Raw genomic sequence first — 16,656 nt, forward strand, 5'->3', positions numbered from 1 at the left:
CGGAGACAGGATGCTTACAGCAGGCCCTTGAGCAGCTTGGCCATTTCGGACGGATTGCGCGTGACGGTGAAGCCACACTCTTCCATCACCGCCAGCTTGGCGTCCGCCGTGTCGGCACCGCCGGAGATCAGCGCACCGGCATGGCCCATGCGCTTGCCGGGAGGTGCTGTCACGCCGGCGATGAAACCGACGATCGGCTTCTTCATGTTGAGCTTGCACCAGCGCGCGGCTTCAGCTTCGTCCGGGCCGCCGATTTCACCGATCATGATGACGGCGTCGGTGTCCGGATCGTCGTTGAAAGCCTTCATCACGTCGATGTGCTTCAGGCCGTTGATCGGGTCGCCACCGATGCCGACGGCGCTGGACTGGCCCAGGCCGATTTCGGTGAGCTGGGCCACGGCTTCATAGGTCAGCGTGCCGGAGCGCGAAACCACGCCGATGCGGCCCTTGCGGTGGATGTGACCGGGCATGATGCCGATCTTGATTTCGTCGGGCGTGATCAGGCCGGGGCAGTTCGGACCGAGCAGCAGCGTCTTCTTGCCGCCGGCTGCTTCCTTGGCCTTCATCTTGTTGCGCACTTCGAGCATGTCCTTGACCGGAATGCCTTCGGTAATGCAGATCGCCAAATCCAGATCGGCTTCCACAGCTTCCCAGATGGCCGCAGCAGCGCCCGCGGGCGGCACATAGATCACCGACACGGTGGCGCCGGTTTCCGAGGCCGCTTCCTTCACGGAGGCGTAAATCGGGATGTTGAAGATCGACTCGCCGGCCTTCTTGGGGTTCACGCCCGCGACGAAGGCGTTTTTGCCGTTCGCGTATTCCTGGCACTTTTCCGTGTGGAACTGGCCGGTCTTGCCGGTGATGCCTTGGGTGATGACTTTGGTGTCTTTGTTGATAAAGATCGACATGTTTTTTCCTTAGCCTTTGACAGCGGCAACCACTTTTTGAGCCGCTTCAGCCATGCTGTCGGCGCTGATGATCGGCAGACCGGACTCGGCCAGCATCTTCTTGCCCAGTTCTTCGTTGGTGCCCTTCATGCGCACGACCAGTGGCACGGACAGGTTCACAGCCTTGCAAGCGGTGATCACGCCGGTGGCGATGGTGTCGCACTTCATGATGCCGCCGAAGATGTTGACCAGGATCGCCTTGACCTTGTCGTTCTTGAGCATGATCTTGAAGGCTTCGGTCACTTTCTCGGGGGTGGCACCGCCGCCCACGTCCAGGAAGTTGGCCGGCTCGGCGCCGAACAGCTTGATGGTGTCCATGGTGGCCATGGCCAGGCCGGCGCCGTTCACCAGGCAGCCGATGTTGCCGTCCAGGCTGATGTAGGCCAGGTCGAACTTGGATGCTTCGACTTCGGCCGGGTCTTCCTCGTCCAGGTCGCGGTAGGCGACGATCTCGGGATGACGGAAGAGGGCGTTGGCGTCGAAGTTGAACTTGGCGTCCAGGGCGGTCAGCTTGCCCTTGGAATCGCAGTTCAGCGGGTTGATTTCCACCAGCGACGCGTCGGTGTCCATGTAGCACTTGTAGAGCTTGGCGAACAGGTCCACGGCCTGGTCCACGGAAGCGCCCGTCAGGCCGATGGCCGCGGCGATTTTCTTCGATTGCTCGGCGGTGATGCCGGTCAGCGGGTCGATGTACTCGGTGATGATCTTCTCGGGCGTGGCGTGCGCCACTTCCTCGATGTCCATGCCGCCTTCGCTCGAAGCGATGAAGGCCACCTTCTGCGTAGCGCGGTCGGTGACCAGCGAGACATACAGTTCGTTCTTGATGTCGGCGCCGTCCTCGATGTAGAGGCGGCGGACCTTCTGGCCTTCGGGGCCGGTCTGGTGCGTCTTGAGCTGCATGCCGAGGATCTCACCGGCCAGCTTCTTGACGTCATCGATGGTCTTGGCGACCTTGACACCGCCGCCCTTGCCACGACCACCGGCATGGATCTGCGCCTTGACCACCCACACCGGGCCGCCGAGTTTCTGGGCGGCTTCCACCGCCTCTTGCACGGTGAAGGCCGGAATGCCGCGTGGCACCGGCACCCCAAAATTGCGCAAGATTTCCTTGCCTTGGTATTCGTGAATCTTCATGAGGACTCTCTCAGGAATGGATGATCTTCGCCCGCGGGAAATGTTGGACGCTCCGCGGCGGGCGCTCGGGTGTCAACCCGTGAATGTATCATGGTGAACCTGAACCAGACCTGACGCAGGCTGACCATACTGATTTACCCGAAACTGGCTGGAATCCGATATGCCCAAAGTTTTTATCGACGGTGAAGCCGGTACCACCGGCCTGCAAATCCGCGAGCGCCTGCAGCTGATGCCGCAGATCGAGCTGGTCAGCATTGCGCCCGAACTGCGCAAGGACCCGGCCGCCAAACGTGCGTTGATGGGTGAAGTCGACCTCGTGATCCTGTGCCTGCACGACGATGCGGCCATCGAATCCGTGGCCATGATCGACTCGCTGCCCGGCAAGAAGCCCAAGATCATCGACGCCTCCACGGCGCACCGCACGGCGCCCGGCTGGGTCTTCGGCTTTCCCGAACTGGTGCCAGGGCAGAAGCAGGCCGTGGCTCGCGCGGAACGTGTCGGCAACCCGGGCTGCTACGCCACCGGCGCGATCGCGCTGATCCGGCCGCTGGTGGACGCCGGCCTGCTCGACAAGGACGCGCCGCTGGCACTGCCGTCGGTGAGCGGCTATTCAGGCGGGGGGCGCGGCATGATCGAGGCCTACGAACGCAACGAGGCGCCGCTGTTCGAGGTCTATGCCCTGGGCCTGAAGCACAAGCACCTGCCCGAGATCATGAAGTACACCGGCCTCACGCGTCGGCCCATCTTCGTGCCGTCGGTCGGCAATTTCAAGCAGGGCATGCTGGTCCAGTTGCCGCTGCACCTGGACCTGTTGCCCGGCCAGCCGACCGCGGCCGACCTGCATGAAGCCCTGGTTCAGCATTACGAAGGCAGCGAATGGGTCACGGTGGAGCCGCCAACGGACACCGGCAAGCTCGACGCACTGGCGCTGAACGACACCAACAAGATGGAGTTGCGCGTCTTCGCCAACGAGGAGTTTCGTCACGCCGTGCTGATCGCGCGGCTGGACAACCTGGGCAAGGGCGCGAGCGGCGCGGCGGTGCAAAACCTCAAGCTGATGCTGGGCCTGTAAGGCGCCGCTCAATCATCCTGCGGTGCACGCAGCAGCTTGCCGACCACCGCACCGGAAAAACCCCGCGCCATCAGAAAACGTGCCTGCCTGGCATGCTCTTTCGGGTCTTGCGGCAATGCGCCAAAGCGCCGCCGCCAGACCTCGCTGGCACGTGCGAACTCGGTGTCCCGCAGGCTGTCCACCGCTTCGGAAATAACCTCCGGCGCAACGCCTTTGTGCTGCAGTTCCTGACGCACCCGTGCCGCACCCATGCGCGGTGCGCGCTGGTGCAGGACCGACTCGACCACGCGCGCTTCGCTGATGAAATCCTTGGCCTGCAGTTCGTCGAGCACACGCTGCAACTCACCCGGCTCTTCCTCGAATTTCACAAGCTTGCGTTCCAGCTCGGCGCGCGAATGCTCGCGGCCGGCAAGGTAGCGCAGGGCGCGGCCCTTGAGCGAAGGCTGGCGCGGATCGAAGGCCATCGGCGAATCCTGGTGTGCGTGAGGCCTACGCCAGTTCCGCGTCCTTGTCCTTCTTGCCCTTGGCCTTGGCCTCGGGCGCACTGCCCTCGAGCGCGGGCAGCAGCGGGATGCCCAGCGATTCGCGCACCTTGTTCTCGATCTCATGCGAAAGATCGTGGTTCTCCCGCAGGAATTCACGTGCGTTGTCGCGGCCCTGGCCGATCTTTTCGCCGTTGTAGGCGTACCAGGCACCCGACTTGTCGATGATCTTGGCCTCGACGCCCATGTCGATGATCTCACCGTGGCGGCTGATGCCTTCACCGAACAGGATGTCGAATTCGGCCATCTTGAACGGCGGCGCCACCTTGTTCTTCACCACCTTGACCTTGGTTTCGTTGCCGATGGAATCGTCGCCCTTCTTGATGGTGCCGGTGCGGCGGATGTCCAGGCGCACCGAGGCGTAGAACTTCAGCGCATTGCCGCCGGTGGTGGTTTCGGGGGAGCCGAACATCACGCCGATCTTCATGCGGATCTGGTTGATGAAGATGACCATGCAATTGGCCTTCTTGATGTGCGCGGTGAGTTTGCGCAGCGCCTGGCTCATCAGACGCGCTTGCAGACCGGGCAGGCTGTCGCCCATTTCGCCTTCCAGTTCGGCCTTGGGCGTGAGCGCGGCCACCGAGTCGACCACGATCAGGTCGACCGCGCCAGATCGCGTCAGCGAATCGACGATTTCCAGCGCTTGCTCGCCGGTGTCGGGCTGGCTGATCAGCAGATCCTGCAGGTTGACACCGAGGTTCTGCGCGTACTGCGTGTCGAGGGCGTGTTCGGCATCGACGAAGGCACAGGTGCCGCCGAGCTTCTGCATCTCGGCGATGACCTGCAGCGTGAGTGTGGTCTTGCCGCTGGATTCCGGGCCGTAGATCTCGATCACCCGGCCGCGCGGCAGGCCGCCGACGCCGAGCGCGATGTCCAGGCCGAGCGAACCCGTGGACACCACCTGGATGTCCTCGATGACCTCACCCTCGCCAAGCCGCATGATCGTGCCCTTGCCGAACTGCTTTTCGATTTGCGCGAGCGCGGCTTGCAGGGCCTTGGCTTTTTCGGGGTTGCCGGCGGTCAGGTTCTTGACGGGTGCGTCCATGAGAATTCCTTTTGAAAATCAATGAGTTGGCACATCTCATGAACTGTGATTGAGCACAGCCTGGATGCTTGAACAGTAGTTTAAGCCAGCTGTTGTATTTCACAATGGCTTTATTTGGTCAGTTTGCCTTATTATTTGCCATGTCCTCCGCTTTGCGTGAAAACGTTCCGGAAAACCCCTGGCGCGATACCCATCTGGGCCGCCTCATGGGCGATGCGCTGCGCCGCTTCGACGCCCGGGTGCTGGCGCTGATGGCGCGCAACATCGAGGTGCCGCTGGCCTTGAGCAACCTGGCCGCGCGCGCCCAGGTCAGCGCCGCCCATGTGCACATCACCCGCCATCTTCCACCGCAAGGCGCACGGCTCACCGAGCTCGCCGCCAGCGCCGGCATGAGCAAACAGGCGATGGGCGACCTGGTGGACCAGTGCATGGCCTGGGGACTGGTCACGCGTGAACCGGATCCGCTGGACGCGCGCGCGCGCGTGGTGCGGTTCACGACCACCGGCCTGGCCTGGCTGCAGGCTTTCAGGGACGCCGTGGCGCAGGCCGAGGACGAGTTCCGCGGTGCGGTGGGCCCGGAAGTGGCCACCGTCGTGGCCTTGGGTCTGGAAGCCTATGCCAGTTGAGCCCGGTTGAGACTTGTCAAGCCGATCGAAGGTAGGCGACCTAGAATTTCAGGCGCACACTGTGCCGGATAAAAAATCAAGGAGACAAGCATGCGAATCCTCATTGCCGAAGATGACCAGGTCCTGGCCGACGGCCTGCTGCGGGCGCTGCGGGCTTCGGGCGCGGCGGTGGACCACGTGTCCAGCGGCACCGAGGCCGACGCCGCGCTCATGACCAACAGCGAGTTCGATCTGCTGATCCTCGACCTCGGCCTGCCCAAGATGCACGGCCTGGAGGTGCTGAAGAAGCTGCGCGGGCGAAGCTCCACCCTGCCGGTGCTGATCCTCACCGCCGCCGACAGCGTGGAAGAACGCGTGAAAGGCCTGGACTACGGCGCCGACGACTACATGGCCAAGCCGTTTTCGTTGCAGGAACTCGAAGCCCGCGTGCGTGCGCTTACCCGGCGCGGCACGGGTGGCAGCAGCAGCATCAAACACGGCCCGCTGAGCTACGACCAGGCCGGCCGCGTGGCCACCATCGACGGCAAGATGGTCGAGCTCTCGGCGCGCGAACTCGGCCTGCTCGAAGTGCTGCTGCAGCGCGCCGGCCGCCTGGTCAGCAAGGACCAGCTCGTCGAACGCCTGTGCGAATGGGGCGAAGAGGTCAGCAACAACGCCATCGAGGTCTATATCCACCGGCTGCGCAAGAAGATCGAGAAGGGCCCGATCCGCATCGCCACGGTGCGCGGCCTGGGCTACTGCTTAGAGAAGATATAACGCCGCCTGCATGAAAATTTTCCAGCGCGAGCAACGGTCGCTTTTTGGAGAGATTCTCGACTGGATGCTCACGCCGCTCTTGCTGCTGTGGCCGGTCAGCCTGGCGCTGACCTGGCTCGTTGCGCAGAGCATTGCCGGCAAACCTTTCGACCGCGCGCTCGAATACAACGTGCAGGCACTGGCCCAGCTGGTGGTGGTGCCGCATAACCAGCGCGCCCAGTTCAACCTGCCGCAGCCCGCACGCGAAATCCTGCGCGCCGACGATTCCGACCAGGTCTACTACCAGGTGCTGGGCGGCAAAGGCGAGTTCCTGAGCGGCGAGCGCGACTTTCCCAAGCCGGCCGAGGACGAGAAGCCGATCGACGGCGTGGTGCAGCTGCGCGACGACGAGTTCCGCGGGCTGGACGTGCGTGTGGCCTACATCTGGGTGCGGCTCGACCTCGCAGGCACGCAGACCGCGTTGGTGCAGGTGGCCGAGACGCGCGAGAAACGCTCGGTGCTGGCCGCGGAAATCATCAAGGGCGTGATGCTGCCGCAGTTCGTGATCCTGCCGCTCGCCGTGCTGCTGGTGTGGCTGGCGCTGGCACGCGGCATCAAGCCGCTCTCCCAGCTTGAGGAGCGGATTCGCGCGCGCACGCCCGACGACCTGAGCCCGCTCGACGAAAAAGCCGTGCCGCTCGAAGTGGCGCCGCTGGTGTCCTCCGTGAATGACCTGCTGAACCGGCTCAAGGATTCCATCGCCACGCAAAAGCGCTTCCTGGCAGACGCCGCCCACCAGCTCAAGACACCGCTGGCCGGCTTGCGCATGCAGGCCGACCTGGCGCAGCGCGAGGGCGCCAACGCGCACGATCTCAAACTCTCGCTGCAGCAGATTGGCCGCTCCAGCATCCGCGCCACGCACACGGTGAACCAGCTGCTGGCGCTGGCGCGCGCCGAGAACAGCGGTGTGAGCCTGAGCCTGCAGAGCTGCGATCTGGCGCGCCTGACCATGGAAGTGGTCCGCGACTCGGTGCCGCGCGCGCTCGAGAAAAGCGTGGACCTGGGCTACGACGGCGCCAGCCCCGGCGCGCCAGGTGTGCTGCTCGAAGGCAATCCGACGCTGTTGAAGGAGATGATCCGCAACCTGGTGGACAACGCCATCAACTACACGCCGTCGAGCACGGAGCGGCCCGGTGTGGTGACGGCACGGGTGCTGGCCGATCCCTTCGGCAAGGTGCTGTTGCTGCAGGTGGAGGACTCCGGCCCGGGCATCCCGGAAGCGGAACGCGAGTTGGTGTTCCAGCCGTTCTACCGCGCCCTCGGCACCGACGCCGACGGCTCTGGCCTGGGGCTGCCCATCGTGCAGGAGATCGCGCGCCAGCACCACGCCAGCATCACCCTCGAAGAAGCCCGGCCGGGCCTGGTGCCGCCCGGCGTGCGTTTCACGGTGCGCTTCAGCTCGCGCGGGTAACCGCGCCGCGGTGCGCCACGTGCTGCAGGCCGCCCGCGTCCGCCGCAGGCGCCGAACTCGCGGGCGCGGAAGCCGGGTTCGCGCGCGGCAGCAATTGCAGCAGTTCGGGTTTGACCTGCTGCTGCAGCCGCTGCGGTTCGGTGGCCGGCGTCGGCCCCCAGCCGGCGAGCAGATTGTGCGCCCAGGCGAAATACAGGCCGTTGGCCAGCAGCAGCAACAGGACGGCCAGGCGCAGCATCTTCAATCGCCCGCCGGCCGCACGCTGACCTCGGCGCTGGTGATCGCTTGCAGGCCTTCGGAAGTCATCACCTGCAGAGCGCCACCGGCGTCCACGCCGCGGCCGATGCCCTCCACACCGTTGCTCAGCCGCAGCGGCCGGTTCAGCAACAGGTCGTGGCGGGCGAAACGCGTCTGGAACGCCGCGAAGCCGTGCTGTTCGAACAGCAACACGTTACGCACCAGCGGCTCGGCCAGTTGCAGCAGGGTGGTGGCGGCGTCGATGCCGGGCAGCCGTTCGCGCAGGCCGGCCGGCGGGGTGGACAGGCCCTGCGCCGCATCCGCGGACGGCACGGCGATGTTGATGCCGATGCCGATCACCACATGACGCCCGGTCGAGCCCGGACCCGCGGTTTCGATGAGGATGCCGCCGAGCTTGCGGCCCTCCAACCACACGTCGTTGGGCCACTTGAGCTGCAGGTCGGGATGCAGGCTCTCGGCCACGCTCACGCCGACCGCCAGCGACAGGCCGGACCAGTCGGCCGGTGCCAACGGCAGGCTCAGTGAAAAGGTCAGCGAGTCGCCGACGGCGCTTTTCCAGTCGCGCCCCAGGCGGCCGCGGCCCGCGGTCTGGCGCTCGGCGACGAGCAGCGTGGGCTCCGGCTGCCCGGCGCGCAGGCGGCGCATGAGTTCGCTGCTGGTGGAATCGATCTCGGGCAGCACTTCCACCGTGAAGCCGGGCAGCAGCGGCGCCACGGCTTCCCAGATCGCCTCGGCGGGCCATTTGATCACGCTCATCTCCGGATCAACGCCTGAAGCCGCGCTTGGGCGCGAGCAGGGTGCCGCGGCAGTTCTTGGCACCGCACCAGCAGGGGTACTCGGCCTTCAGCTTCTTGGTGTAGCGTTCCTCGATGATCAGGCCGTAGTCGTAGTTGAGTTCGGTGCCGGCCTTGATCGGTTTGAGCGCCTTGATGAAAATGCGGCCGTCCTGCTCGTCGGCCTCGCAGTTCGGGTCGCACGAATGGTTGATCCAGCGCGAGGAGTTGCCGCCGAACTTGGCGTCGATCACGCGGTCTTCGTCGATGTGGAAGTAGAAGGTGTGGTTCGGGTCGTTGGGGTCGTGCGGATGCCGGTCCTGCGCTTCCTGCCAGCTCACGATCTCGCCCACGTATTCCATGATGGTCTCGCCGGCGGCGATGTCCTGCACGGCGAAAACGCCTTTGCCATGCACGCCGGAGCGGCGGGTCTGGACGCGGCGACCAGGGGTGACGACGGGCTTGGCGGGGACCGCGGCGGCGGGCTTTTGGCTGGTTTTTGGAGGCACGGGCAAAACTCTGTTAACTTAAAAGGTGCACAGGTGCGCGCGTGTGCGTACATGCGCGAGAGCCAGATTGTAGGAGTCTCATGCCGATTTTTCGCCTGCGCCGCACAGACGGCCGCGCGGGCGCCTTGGCAAACGGCTCCACGGAATTCGAGAATCAACGAAAAGCTTATGACCAAGACCCTGGTGATTGCAGAGAAACCGTCGGTGGCGCAGGACATCGTGCGCGCGCTCACGCCGACGGCCGGCAAGTTCGACAAACACGAAGACCATTTCGAGAACGAAAGCTACGTCGTGACCAGCGCCGTGGGCCACCTGGTGGAAATCCAGGCCCCCGAGCAGTTCGACGTGAAGCGCGGCAAGTGGAGCTTCGCCAACCTGCCGGTGATCCCGCCGTTCTTCGACCTCAAGCCGGTGGACAAGACCAAGTCGCGCCTGAACGCGGTGGTGAAGCAGGCCAAGCGCAAGGATGTGACGAAGCTCATCAATGCCTGTGACGCGGGCCGCGAGGGTGAACTGATCTTCCGCCTGATCGAGCAGTACGCCGGCGGCGCCAAGCCGCTCGGCAAGCCCGTGCAGCGGCTGTGGCTGCAATCGATGACGCCGCAGGCCATCCGCGACGGCTTCGGTCAGCTGCGCAACGAACAGCAGATGCAGGGCCTGGCCGACGCGGCGCGTTCGCGCTCCGAGGCCGACTGGCTGGTCGGCATCAACGGCACCCGCGCCATGACCGCCTTCAACTCGCGCGACGGCGGCTTCTTCCTCACCACCGTCGGCCGGGTGCAGACGCCCACGCTGTCGGTGGTGGTAGAGCGCGAGGAGAAGATCCGCAAGTTCGTGAGCCGCGACTACTGGGAAGTGCACGGGACGTTCCAGGCTGAGGCCGGCCAGTACCCTGGCAAGTGGTTCGACCCGGCCTGGAAGAAGCCGCCGCCCGGCCCGGACGGCGTGCCCGATCCCGAGCAACGTGCCGACCGGGTGTGGAACGAGCGCGAGGCCCGCGCCATCGCCGACGCGGCACGGGGCCAGCCCGCCACCGTCACCGAGGAAAGCAAGCCCACGACCTCGGCCTCGCCCGCGCTGTTCGACCTGACCTCGCTGCAGCGCGAGGCCAACAGCCGCTTCGGCTTCAGCGCCAAGACCACGCTGGCACTGGCGCAAAGCCTGTACGAGCGGCACAAGGCGCTGACCTATCCGCGGACCGATTCGCGCGCCCTGCCCGAGGACTACCTGCCGGTCGTCAAGGACACGATGAAGATGCTCGCGGAAAGCGGCATGAAACACCTGGCGCCGTTCGCCAAGCAGGCCGTGGACGGCAACTACGTGAAGCCGATCAAGCGCATCTTCGACAACGCCAAGGTGAGCGATCACTTTGCGATCATCCCCACGCTGCAGGCACCGAGTGGCCTGTCGGAGGCCGAGCAAAAGCTGTACGACTTCGTGGTGCGGCGTTTCCTTTCGGTGTTTTTCCCGAGTGCCGAGTACCAGGTCACGACACGCATCAGCACCGTCGTGCAAGGCGACAAGAAGTACCCGTTTCGCACCGACGGCAAGGTGCTGGTCAAGCCGGGCTGGCTGGCGATCTACGGCAAGGAAGCCGTGAACGACGAGGACGAGAAGGACGGCAAGAACCTGGTGATCGTGAAGCCCGGCGAAGTGGTCCGCACCGAATCCGCCGAACTCAAGGGCCTGAAGACGCGGCCCCCCGCACGTTATTCGGAAGCCACGCTGCTCGGCGCCATGGAAGGCGCGGGCAAGACCATCGACGACGACGAGCTGCGCGAAGCCATGCAGGAAAAAGGCCTGGGTACGCCAGCCACGCGCGCGGCCACCATCGAAGGGCTGATCGCCGAGAAATACATGCTGCGCGAGGGGCGCGAGCTGATCCCCACGGCCAAGGCCTTCCAGCTCATGACGCTGCTGCGCGGCCTGGGCGTGGAGGAACTCTCCAAGGCCGAACTCACCGGCGACTGGGAATACAAGCTCGCGCAGATGGAAAAGGGCGCGCTGAGCCGCGAGACCTTCATGCGCGAAATCGCGCAGATGACGGAACATATCGTCAAGAAGGCCAAGGAATACGACCGCGACACCGTCCCCGGCGACTACGCCACCCTGTCCACGCCCTGCCCCAACTGCGGCGGCGTGGTGAAGGAAAATTACCGCCGCTACACGTGCACCGGCCTGCCCGGGCAACCCGAGGGGTGCGGCTTCTCGTTCGGCAAATCGCCGGCGGGCCGGACTTTCGAGCTGGCCGAGGCCGAGGCCCTGCTGCGCGACAAGCACGTCGGCCCATTGGACGGCTTCCGCTCCAAGGCCGGCTGGCCGTTCACCTCGGAGATCGTGTTGAAGTTCGACGAAGAGGCAAAGAACTTCAAGCTGGAATTCGACTTCGGGGACGACAAGAATGCCGAGTCGGGCGAGATCGTCGATTTCAGCCAGCAGGACACGCTCGGCCCCTGCCCGATCTGCGGCGCCAACGTGTTCGAGCACGGCAGCAACTACGTCTGCGAAAAGGCCGTGCCGACCCACGATCAGCCCACGCCGAGCTGCACCTTCAAGAGCGGCAAGATCATCCTGCAGCAGCCGGTGGAGCCTGCGCAGATGGAAAAGCTGCTCGCCACCGGCAAGACCGACCTGCTCGACAAATTCGTCAGCATGCGAACGCGCCGCGCGTTCAAGGCCTTCCTGGCCTGGGACGCGGAAGCCGGCAAGGTGAACTTCGAATTCGCGCCGAGCAAATTCCCGCCGCGCAAGACGGCCGCAGGGGCCGCGCCGGCACGTGCGGCCGCCGGCAAGACCGCCGCGAAAAAGGTGGCGGGCAAGAGCGCCGCTAAATCCGCGGCCAAGACCGCCGTGAAGAAAGCCCCGCGCAAGACGCCGGCCGGCGGCGGACTGAAGCCGAGCGACGCATTGGCTGCGGTGATCGGCGCCGAGCCGGTGGCGCGCACGGAGGTGGTCAAGAAGATGTGGGACTACATCAAGGCCAACAACCTGCAGGACGCGACCAACAAGCGCGCCATCAACGCGGATGCGAAACTGCTGCCGGTGTTCGGCAAGCCGCAGGCGACGATGTTCGAGCTGGCCGGCATCATCGGCAAGCACCTGAGCTGACTTCAGGCGCCGCGCGGCTTCTCGAAATAGGGCAGCAAGGCCCGGGCGGCCTCGATGCGCAGGTGCAGGTCGACGCTCGGGTCGGCCATGACGTCGAGCAGGAACTGCTTCGGCGCCGACGGGCCTGCGGGCGATGTCGCCACCCGGCCGTCCTGTCCGGCGCTGGGCGTCTGGGGCGTCGGATGAGGTGTGACCGTGGACCCGATGGGCGCCAGAAGCGCGAGGGCGGCTCGAAATTCGCCCGGCTTGATGCTTTTCAGGCGTGACAGCACATCGGCCTGGGCCTCCGGGCTCGGGCATGCGTCGAGCCAGGGTTCGTCGGCGAACACCGCCGCCAAATCGCGCGCAATGAACGCCGACCACTGCCCACCTCCCGCCTTCGGTGCGGGCGGCATCTCGGAGGCGGGCTGCAGGGTGACGCGTGCGGCTGCGACATCGACGAGGTAGCGCAGCCGCAAGCGGTCGAGAAAAAGCGCTGCGTCGCCCGCAGGGACCGGCTCCGCCAGCGAAAACCACAGTTGGTAGCCGTCGACGCCATTCGCCACGATCGCTGGCGCGGGCAGCGCCAGATCATCCTGGACACCGTGCCACAGTAGCGCCAGGACGCGCCAGTCGGCTGGACGCGCCAGTTCGAGCACCAACGCGCGCACCTGACCGTTCTCATCGACAACGCCGGGCTCGCCCTTGGTGCCGGCGCCGACTGCCTGGTCGACAAGGTAGAGGCGATGCAATTCGGTCTGCAGTCTGTTCATGGCGGGACGGGCAAAGCGCAGACTGTACTTGACCCCGGTCCGGGCCTCCCTGCCCCCTGTCCGGCAAGGCTGGCCGCGATCAGCCCATCAGAGGCGCTCCAGGATGGTCGCGATGCCCTGCCCGCCGCCGATGCACTGCGTGGCCAGCGCATAGCGGCCGCCTTCACGCGCCAGCAATGACGCCGCCTTGCCGGTGATACGCGCGCCGGTGGCGCCCAGGGGATGGCCGATGGCGAGGCCGCCGCCGTCGATGTTCACCGTTTCGTGCCGCAAGCCGAGGGCACGGATGCACGCCAACGCCTGCGAGCCGAAGGCTTCGTTGATCTCGACCACGTCGAGATCGGCCGGCGCCAGGCCCGCGCGGGCCAGCGCCTTCTGCGTCGCCGGGACCGGGCCGATGCCCATCAGCGCCGGGTCCACGCCGGCCGTGGCCATGGCGCGAATACGGGCCAGCGGCGCCAGGCCGTGGCGCGCGGCGTAGTCTTCGCTCGTGACCAGCACCACGGCCGCCCCATCGGTGAGCGGCGAAGACGTGCCGGCAGTGACCACGCCGCCGTCCTTGAACACGGGCCTGAGCTGGGCCAGCGCGTCGAGGGTGGTGCCCGGGCGGATACAACCGTCCTGCGTCACGTAATCACCCGAGGCCAGCTGCACGGGCACGATCTCGCCGGTCAGGTGACCCCATTCACGCGCATTGGCGGCCTTCTGGTGCGATGCGAAGGCGAACTGCTCCTGGTCGGCGCGGCTCACTTCGAAGCGTTGCGCCACGTTCTCGGCCGTGAGGCCCATCGCGATGTAGGCATCGCTGTGTTCGAGCAACTGTGGATTCGGCGAGAAGTTGAAGCCGCCCTGCGGCACCATGCTCATCGACTCCACGCCGAAGCACAGGTAGGCATCGCCCAGCCCGGCTTCGATGTTGGCCGCGGCGATGTGGACCGCCGACATCGACGAGCCGCAGAAGCGGTTCACCGTCATGCCGCCGAGCTCGAACGGCAGGCCGGCCAGCAGTGCCACGATGCGGGCGATGTTGTTGCCCTGCGCCGCCTCGGGGTAGGCGCAGCCGGCGATCACGTCGTCGAGTGTGGCCGGGTCGATGCCGCTCGCGCCGGTGCGGCGCAGCAGGCCAGTGACCGCCTGCGCGGCCAGGGTGTCGGGCCGCATCCCGACCAACGCGCCCTTGCGCGCGAAATGGAACGGGGTGCGCGCGTAGGCGGAAATCAGGGCTTTCATGGCGACCTCTCGCTCGCGGGGTCAGGCGGCTCGGCGGTACCGCGAGGCCGACCGGCTGGTCGACAGGTTCGGGCCGAGTGCCTTGCGCGCTGTCTCCATGGCCTGCCAGTCGGCCAGCGACTCGAGCGCGGGGATGGTGATGGCTTCGCCGCTGTCCAGGCCTGCCAGGGCCGCATCGACCATTTCGCCGACTTCCATCACCATGCTTGCGGGCAGGTTGTCGACCGACAGGCCGCCACGCTCCCAGATCTCGGTGCGGGTGGCGCCGGGCAGCACGGCCTGCACACGCACGCCCTGCGGGCCGAACTCTTCCTGCATGGCCTGCGTGAAGTTCAGCGCGAAGGCCTTGGTGGCGCTGTAGCTGCCGCTCACGTTGCCCGGCGCATAGGCCACGACCGAGGCGATGTTGACGATGGTGCCGGTCTTGCGCGCGGCGAAATTGGCGGCCGCGGCTGCGGCCAGGCGGGTCGGCGCCACCACGTTGAGCTGCAGCATGGCTTCGACCTTGTCGATGTCGGCCGTGAGCAGCGGGCCGACGACGGCATTGCCGGCATTGTTCACCAGCAGGCTCAGGCTCGCGTCGCTGCGCAGGCGTTGCTCGATACGCAACAGATCGGCCTTGACGGTGAGATCGGCCTGCAGCACCTCGACCTTCACGCCTGCTTCGGTGGCCAGCTTGTCGGCCAGGGCGGCCAGGCGTTGCTGGTCGCGAGCGACCAGGACCAGGTCGTAGCCGCGGCGCGCCAGGCGGTCTGCGTAGACGGCGCCGATGCCGGAAGAGGCGCCCGTGATCAATGCCGTGCCGTTGGCGGCGCTCGTGTTGGAGGTCATGTTCATGGTGGATCCTTTGGTTGACTTTTAAATGACGATCGTCATGTTTGAATTATATGACGACCGTCATTTAAAATACAAGCTATCCATCCGATAGGAGAACCCACCATGAAAGTCAGCAAGGAGCAGATGGCGGAGAACCGCGAACGCATCCTCGACACGGCAGCGAAGCTGTTCCGCGAACGCGGCTTCGACGGCATCGGCGTGGCCGACCTGATGAAGGCCGCGGGCTTCACGCACGGCGGCTTCTACGGCCACTTCGCCTCGAAGGAAGATCTGATGGCGCAGTCCAGCGCGCGCGCACTGGCCAACGGCCTGGCGTACTGGGAAAACCTGGCGGAGCAGGTAAAGGACGAGCCGCTCGCTGCGCTGCAGGCCAGATATCTGTCGACGAAGCACCGCGACCATCCCGGTGCGGGTTGCCTCATGGCGGCGCTGGGCGCCGAAACGGCGCGCCAGGGTGCGCCGGTGCGCCAGGCCGTCACCGAGGGCGTCCGGTCGATGGCCGGGCTGCTGGCGCGCCTGATGCCGGGGCGCAGCAAGGCCGTACGGCAGCAGAAGGCACTCGCGGCCTACGCGAGCATGGTGGGCGCGCTGGTGCTGGCGCGCGCGGTGGACGACCCGGCGCTCTCGGAGGAAATCCTGCAGGCCACGGCCGCTTCGCTGGGCGTGCCGCCGCCCGCTTCAGTGCCGTCAGCGCGTTAGCGTGTTAGCGTGTTAGCGTGTTAGCGTGTTAGCGCAACAGCGCCTGGCGCAGGAGCCGCGCCGCACGGTCGCGGATGCGCCCGGGCAGATGGCCCGGCTGCGGCTTCACGCGGGCGGCGCGCGCGGCGCCGAGAAAGTCGTCGAGGATGGCCGTGTCGTTGAGCGTATCGGTCGCGCCTGCCTTGTGGAATTCCGGATGCCATTGGGTGGCGGCGATGTAGCCCTTGTTGAGGCCGCCGCGCCGGCGGATCGCCTCGGGCACGCGGTCGGGGCTGCTCCAGGCTTCCACGTCGAAGCCGGGCGCGAGATCCTTGATGCCCTGGTGGTGGATGCTGTTGACGCGCGCGCGCAGCACACCGGGGTACAGGTGGGCCAGGTGGCTGTTTTGCACGATGTCGATTTCGTGGAAATTCTGGTCGTAGGTGGTGGCGTCGCGGTGCCGCAGCGAGCCTTTGACCTGGGTTTCGATGTCCTGGTACAGCGTGCCGCCGAAGGCCACGTTGATGAGCTGCAGCCCACGGCATACGCCGAAGATGGGCTTGCCGGCCTGGGCGAAGGCCTCCACCACGGCGAGGTCGTACAGGTCGCGGATGCGGTCGCCGATCCACGCGTCCTTGAGCGGCTCCTCGCCGTAGCTGCCGGGCCAGACGTCGGCACCGCCGTGCATCACCACGCCGTCCAGCCATTCCGCATAGTGCGACAGCGACACGTCGCCGCGTGCGGTCTCGCCCGTCGGGCAAGGCACCATGACCACCATCGCGCCGGCCGACATGATCCAGTGCGCAATGGACTGCTCGACGTACTGCAACGTCTTGTTGGTGAACAGCGAACGCGCGGGGTCGGCATGGGAAAAGCAGGCCGAGAGGCCGATTTTCAGACGCTTGGCACTCATGGATTTCCTTTGTCGCGGTGCATTGG

The 16,656-nt window shown here is 65.9% G+C and carries 17 protein-coding genes; 6 read left to right on the forward strand and 11 right to left on the reverse strand.

Features of this window, described 5'->3' with window-relative positions:
* Positions 1-14: 14 nt before the first annotated feature.
* Together sucD and sucC are read right to left on the reverse strand one after the other, a co-directional pair.
* Positions 15-908: a succinate--CoA ligase subunit alpha gene (gene sucD, locus RD110_RS26385; RefSeq protein ID WP_076203909.1), complete on the reverse strand. Its 894-nt coding sequence runs from the start codon at positions 906-908 to the stop codon at positions 15-17.
* 9 nt (positions 909-917) lie between these two features.
* Entirely contained in the window at positions 918-2,081 is a 1,164-nt protein-coding gene (gene sucC / locus RD110_RS26390) for an ADP-forming succinate--CoA ligase subunit beta (protein WP_076203912.1), read from the reverse strand.
* 160 nt (positions 2,082-2,241) lie between these two features.
* On the opposite strand from sucC, the gene argC reads away from it, so the two are divergent.
* A complete protein-coding gene (gene argC / locus RD110_RS26395) occupies positions 2,242-3,153 on the forward strand; it encodes an N-acetyl-gamma-glutamyl-phosphate reductase (protein WP_076203915.1) in 912 nt (303 codons plus the stop codon).
* An 8-nt stretch (positions 3,154-3,161) separates the two neighbouring features.
* Here the strand turns inward: argC and recX are convergent, their stop codons facing one another.
* On the reverse strand, positions 3,162-3,617 hold the full coding sequence (recX, locus tag RD110_RS26400; RefSeq protein ID WP_076203917.1) for a recombination regulator RecX: 456 nt from the start codon (positions 3,615-3,617) through the stop codon (positions 3,162-3,164).
* A 25-nt stretch (positions 3,618-3,642) separates the two neighbouring features.
* On the reverse strand, positions 3,643-4,740 hold the full coding sequence (gene recA, locus RD110_RS26405) for a recombinase RecA (protein WP_076203920.1): 1,098 nt from the start codon (positions 4,738-4,740) through the stop codon (positions 3,643-3,645).
* A gap of 140 nt (positions 4,741-4,880) precedes the next feature.
* Between recA and RD110_RS26410 the strand changes: the two genes are divergently transcribed.
* From RD110_RS26410 to RD110_RS26420, 3 genes are all read left to right on the forward strand, one after another.
* On the forward strand, positions 4,881-5,366 hold the full coding sequence (locus tag RD110_RS26410; protein ID WP_076203923.1) for a MarR family winged helix-turn-helix transcriptional regulator: 486 nt from the start codon (positions 4,881-4,883) through the stop codon (positions 5,364-5,366).
* A 90-nt stretch (positions 5,367-5,456) separates the two neighbouring features.
* Positions 5,457-6,122: a response regulator gene (locus RD110_RS26415; protein WP_076203925.1), complete on the forward strand. Its 666-nt coding sequence runs from the start codon at positions 5,457-5,459 to the stop codon at positions 6,120-6,122.
* A 10-nt stretch (positions 6,123-6,132) separates the two neighbouring features.
* On the forward strand, positions 6,133-7,572 hold the full coding sequence (locus RD110_RS26420) for a sensor histidine kinase (protein WP_076203928.1): 1,440 nt from the start codon (positions 6,133-6,135) through the stop codon (positions 7,570-7,572).
* Here the strand turns inward: RD110_RS26420 and RD110_RS26425 are convergent.
* The 3 genes from RD110_RS26425 to RD110_RS26435 are packed head-to-tail and all read right to left on the reverse strand — an operon-like array spanning position 7,556 to position 9,112.
* The gene (locus RD110_RS26425) at positions 7,556-7,816 is read right to left on the reverse strand and encodes a hypothetical protein (RefSeq protein WP_157900333.1); all 261 of its coding nucleotides are present in this window, start codon (positions 7,814-7,816) and stop codon (positions 7,556-7,558) included. The genes RD110_RS26420 and RD110_RS26425 overlap by 17 nt on opposite strands.
* Positions 7,813-8,586: a biotin--[acetyl-CoA-carboxylase] ligase gene (locus RD110_RS26430; protein WP_076203933.1), complete on the reverse strand. Its 774-nt coding sequence runs from the start codon at positions 8,584-8,586 to the stop codon at positions 7,813-7,815. The genes RD110_RS26425 and RD110_RS26430 overlap by 4 nt, the downstream gene beginning before the upstream one ends.
* A gap of 7 nt (positions 8,587-8,593) precedes the next feature.
* A complete protein-coding gene (locus RD110_RS26435; protein ID WP_076205757.1) occupies positions 8,594-9,112 on the reverse strand; it encodes an SET domain-containing protein in 519 nt (172 codons plus the stop codon).
* Between the two features lie 168 nt (positions 9,113-9,280).
* Between RD110_RS26435 and RD110_RS26440 the strand changes: the two genes are divergently transcribed.
* Positions 9,281-12,220, forward strand: coding sequence for a DNA topoisomerase III (locus RD110_RS26440; RefSeq protein WP_076203935.1), 2,940 nt, complete (start codon positions 9,281-9,283; stop codon positions 12,218-12,220).
* A 2-nt stretch (positions 12,221-12,222) separates the two neighbouring features.
* Here the strand turns inward: RD110_RS26440 and RD110_RS26445 are convergent, their stop codons facing one another.
* The 3 genes from RD110_RS26445 to RD110_RS26455 all read right to left on the reverse strand — a co-directional run bounded on the left by RD110_RS26445 (position 12,223) and on the right by RD110_RS26455 (position 15,039).
* A complete protein-coding gene (locus RD110_RS26445; protein ID WP_076203938.1) occupies positions 12,223-12,972 on the reverse strand; it encodes a hypothetical protein in 750 nt (249 codons plus the stop codon).
* An 87-nt stretch (positions 12,973-13,059) separates the two neighbouring features.
* Positions 13,060-14,202 (reverse strand): thiolase family protein, encoded by a 1,143-nt coding sequence (locus tag RD110_RS26450; RefSeq protein ID WP_076203941.1) that lies wholly within the window; start codon positions 14,200-14,202, stop codon positions 13,060-13,062.
* A gap of 21 nt (positions 14,203-14,223) precedes the next feature.
* Positions 14,224-15,039 (reverse strand): SDR family NAD(P)-dependent oxidoreductase, encoded by an 816-nt coding sequence (locus RD110_RS26455; RefSeq protein ID WP_157900334.1) that lies wholly within the window; start codon positions 15,037-15,039, stop codon positions 14,224-14,226.
* Positions 15,040-15,141: 102 nt separating this feature from the next.
* On the opposite strand from RD110_RS26455, the gene RD110_RS26460 reads away from it, so the two are divergent.
* Positions 15,142-15,738 (forward strand): TetR/AcrR family transcriptional regulator, encoded by a 597-nt coding sequence (locus RD110_RS26460; RefSeq protein ID WP_076203944.1) that lies wholly within the window; start codon positions 15,142-15,144, stop codon positions 15,736-15,738.
* Positions 15,739-15,766: 28 nt separating this feature from the next.
* Here the strand turns inward: RD110_RS26460 and RD110_RS26465 are convergent, their stop codons facing one another.
* Positions 15,767-16,630, reverse strand: a complete 864-nt coding sequence (locus tag RD110_RS26465; RefSeq protein WP_076203946.1) for a gamma-glutamyl-gamma-aminobutyrate hydrolase family protein — start codon at positions 16,628-16,630, stop codon at positions 15,767-15,769.
* Between the last annotated feature and the right edge of the window lie 26 nt (positions 16,631-16,656).

Source organism: Rhodoferax koreense (genome assembly GCF_001955695.1).
Classification (GTDB): Bacteria; Pseudomonadota; Gammaproteobacteria; order Burkholderiales; family Burkholderiaceae_C; genus Rhodoferax_B; species Rhodoferax_B koreensis.

Excerpts from the sequence above, each read along its gene's own strand:
- sucC (WP_076203912.1), bottom strand. The coding sequence starts at position 2,081 with ATGAAGATTCACGAATACCAAGGCAAGGAAATCTTGCGCAATTTTGGG.
- RD110_RS26445 (WP_076203938.1), bottom strand. The coding sequence starts at position 12,972 with ATGAACAGACTGCAGACCGAATTGCATCGCCTCTACCTTGTCGACCAG.
- RD110_RS26455 (WP_157900334.1), bottom strand. The coding sequence starts at position 15,039 with ATGAACATGACCTCCAACACGAGCGCCGCCAACGGCACGGCATTGATC.
- RD110_RS26420 (WP_076203928.1), top strand. The coding sequence starts at position 6,133 with ATGAAAATTTTCCAGCGCGAGCAACGGTCGCTTTTTGGAGAGATTCTC.
- sucD (WP_076203909.1), bottom strand. The coding sequence starts at position 908 with ATGTCGATCTTTATCAACAAAGACACCAAAGTCATCACCCAAGGCATC.
- RD110_RS26465 (WP_076203946.1), bottom strand. The coding sequence starts at position 16,630 with ATGAGTGCCAAGCGTCTGAAAATCGGCCTCTCGGCCTGCTTTTCCCAT.
- argC (WP_076203915.1), top strand. The coding sequence starts at position 2,242 with ATGCCCAAAGTTTTTATCGACGGTGAAGCCGGTACCACCGGCCTGCAA.
- RD110_RS26440 (WP_076203935.1), top strand. The coding sequence starts at position 9,281 with ATGACCAAGACCCTGGTGATTGCAGAGAAACCGTCGGTGGCGCAGGAC.
- recA (WP_076203920.1), bottom strand. The coding sequence starts at position 4,740 with ATGGACGCACCCGTCAAGAACCTGACCGCCGGCAACCCCGAAAAAGCC.
- RD110_RS26460 (WP_076203944.1), top strand. The coding sequence starts at position 15,142 with ATGAAAGTCAGCAAGGAGCAGATGGCGGAGAACCGCGAACGCATCCTC.
- recX (WP_076203917.1), bottom strand. The coding sequence starts at position 3,617 with ATGGCCTTCGATCCGCGCCAGCCTTCGCTCAAGGGCCGCGCCCTGCGC.
- RD110_RS26450 (WP_076203941.1), bottom strand. The coding sequence starts at position 14,202 with ATGAAAGCCCTGATTTCCGCCTACGCGCGCACCCCGTTCCATTTCGCG.
- RD110_RS26415 (WP_076203925.1), top strand. The coding sequence starts at position 5,457 with ATGCGAATCCTCATTGCCGAAGATGACCAGGTCCTGGCCGACGGCCTG.
- RD110_RS26430 (WP_076203933.1), bottom strand. The coding sequence starts at position 8,586 with ATGAGCGTGATCAAATGGCCCGCCGAGGCGATCTGGGAAGCCGTGGCG.
- RD110_RS26410 (WP_076203923.1), top strand. The coding sequence starts at position 4,881 with ATGTCCTCCGCTTTGCGTGAAAACGTTCCGGAAAACCCCTGGCGCGAT.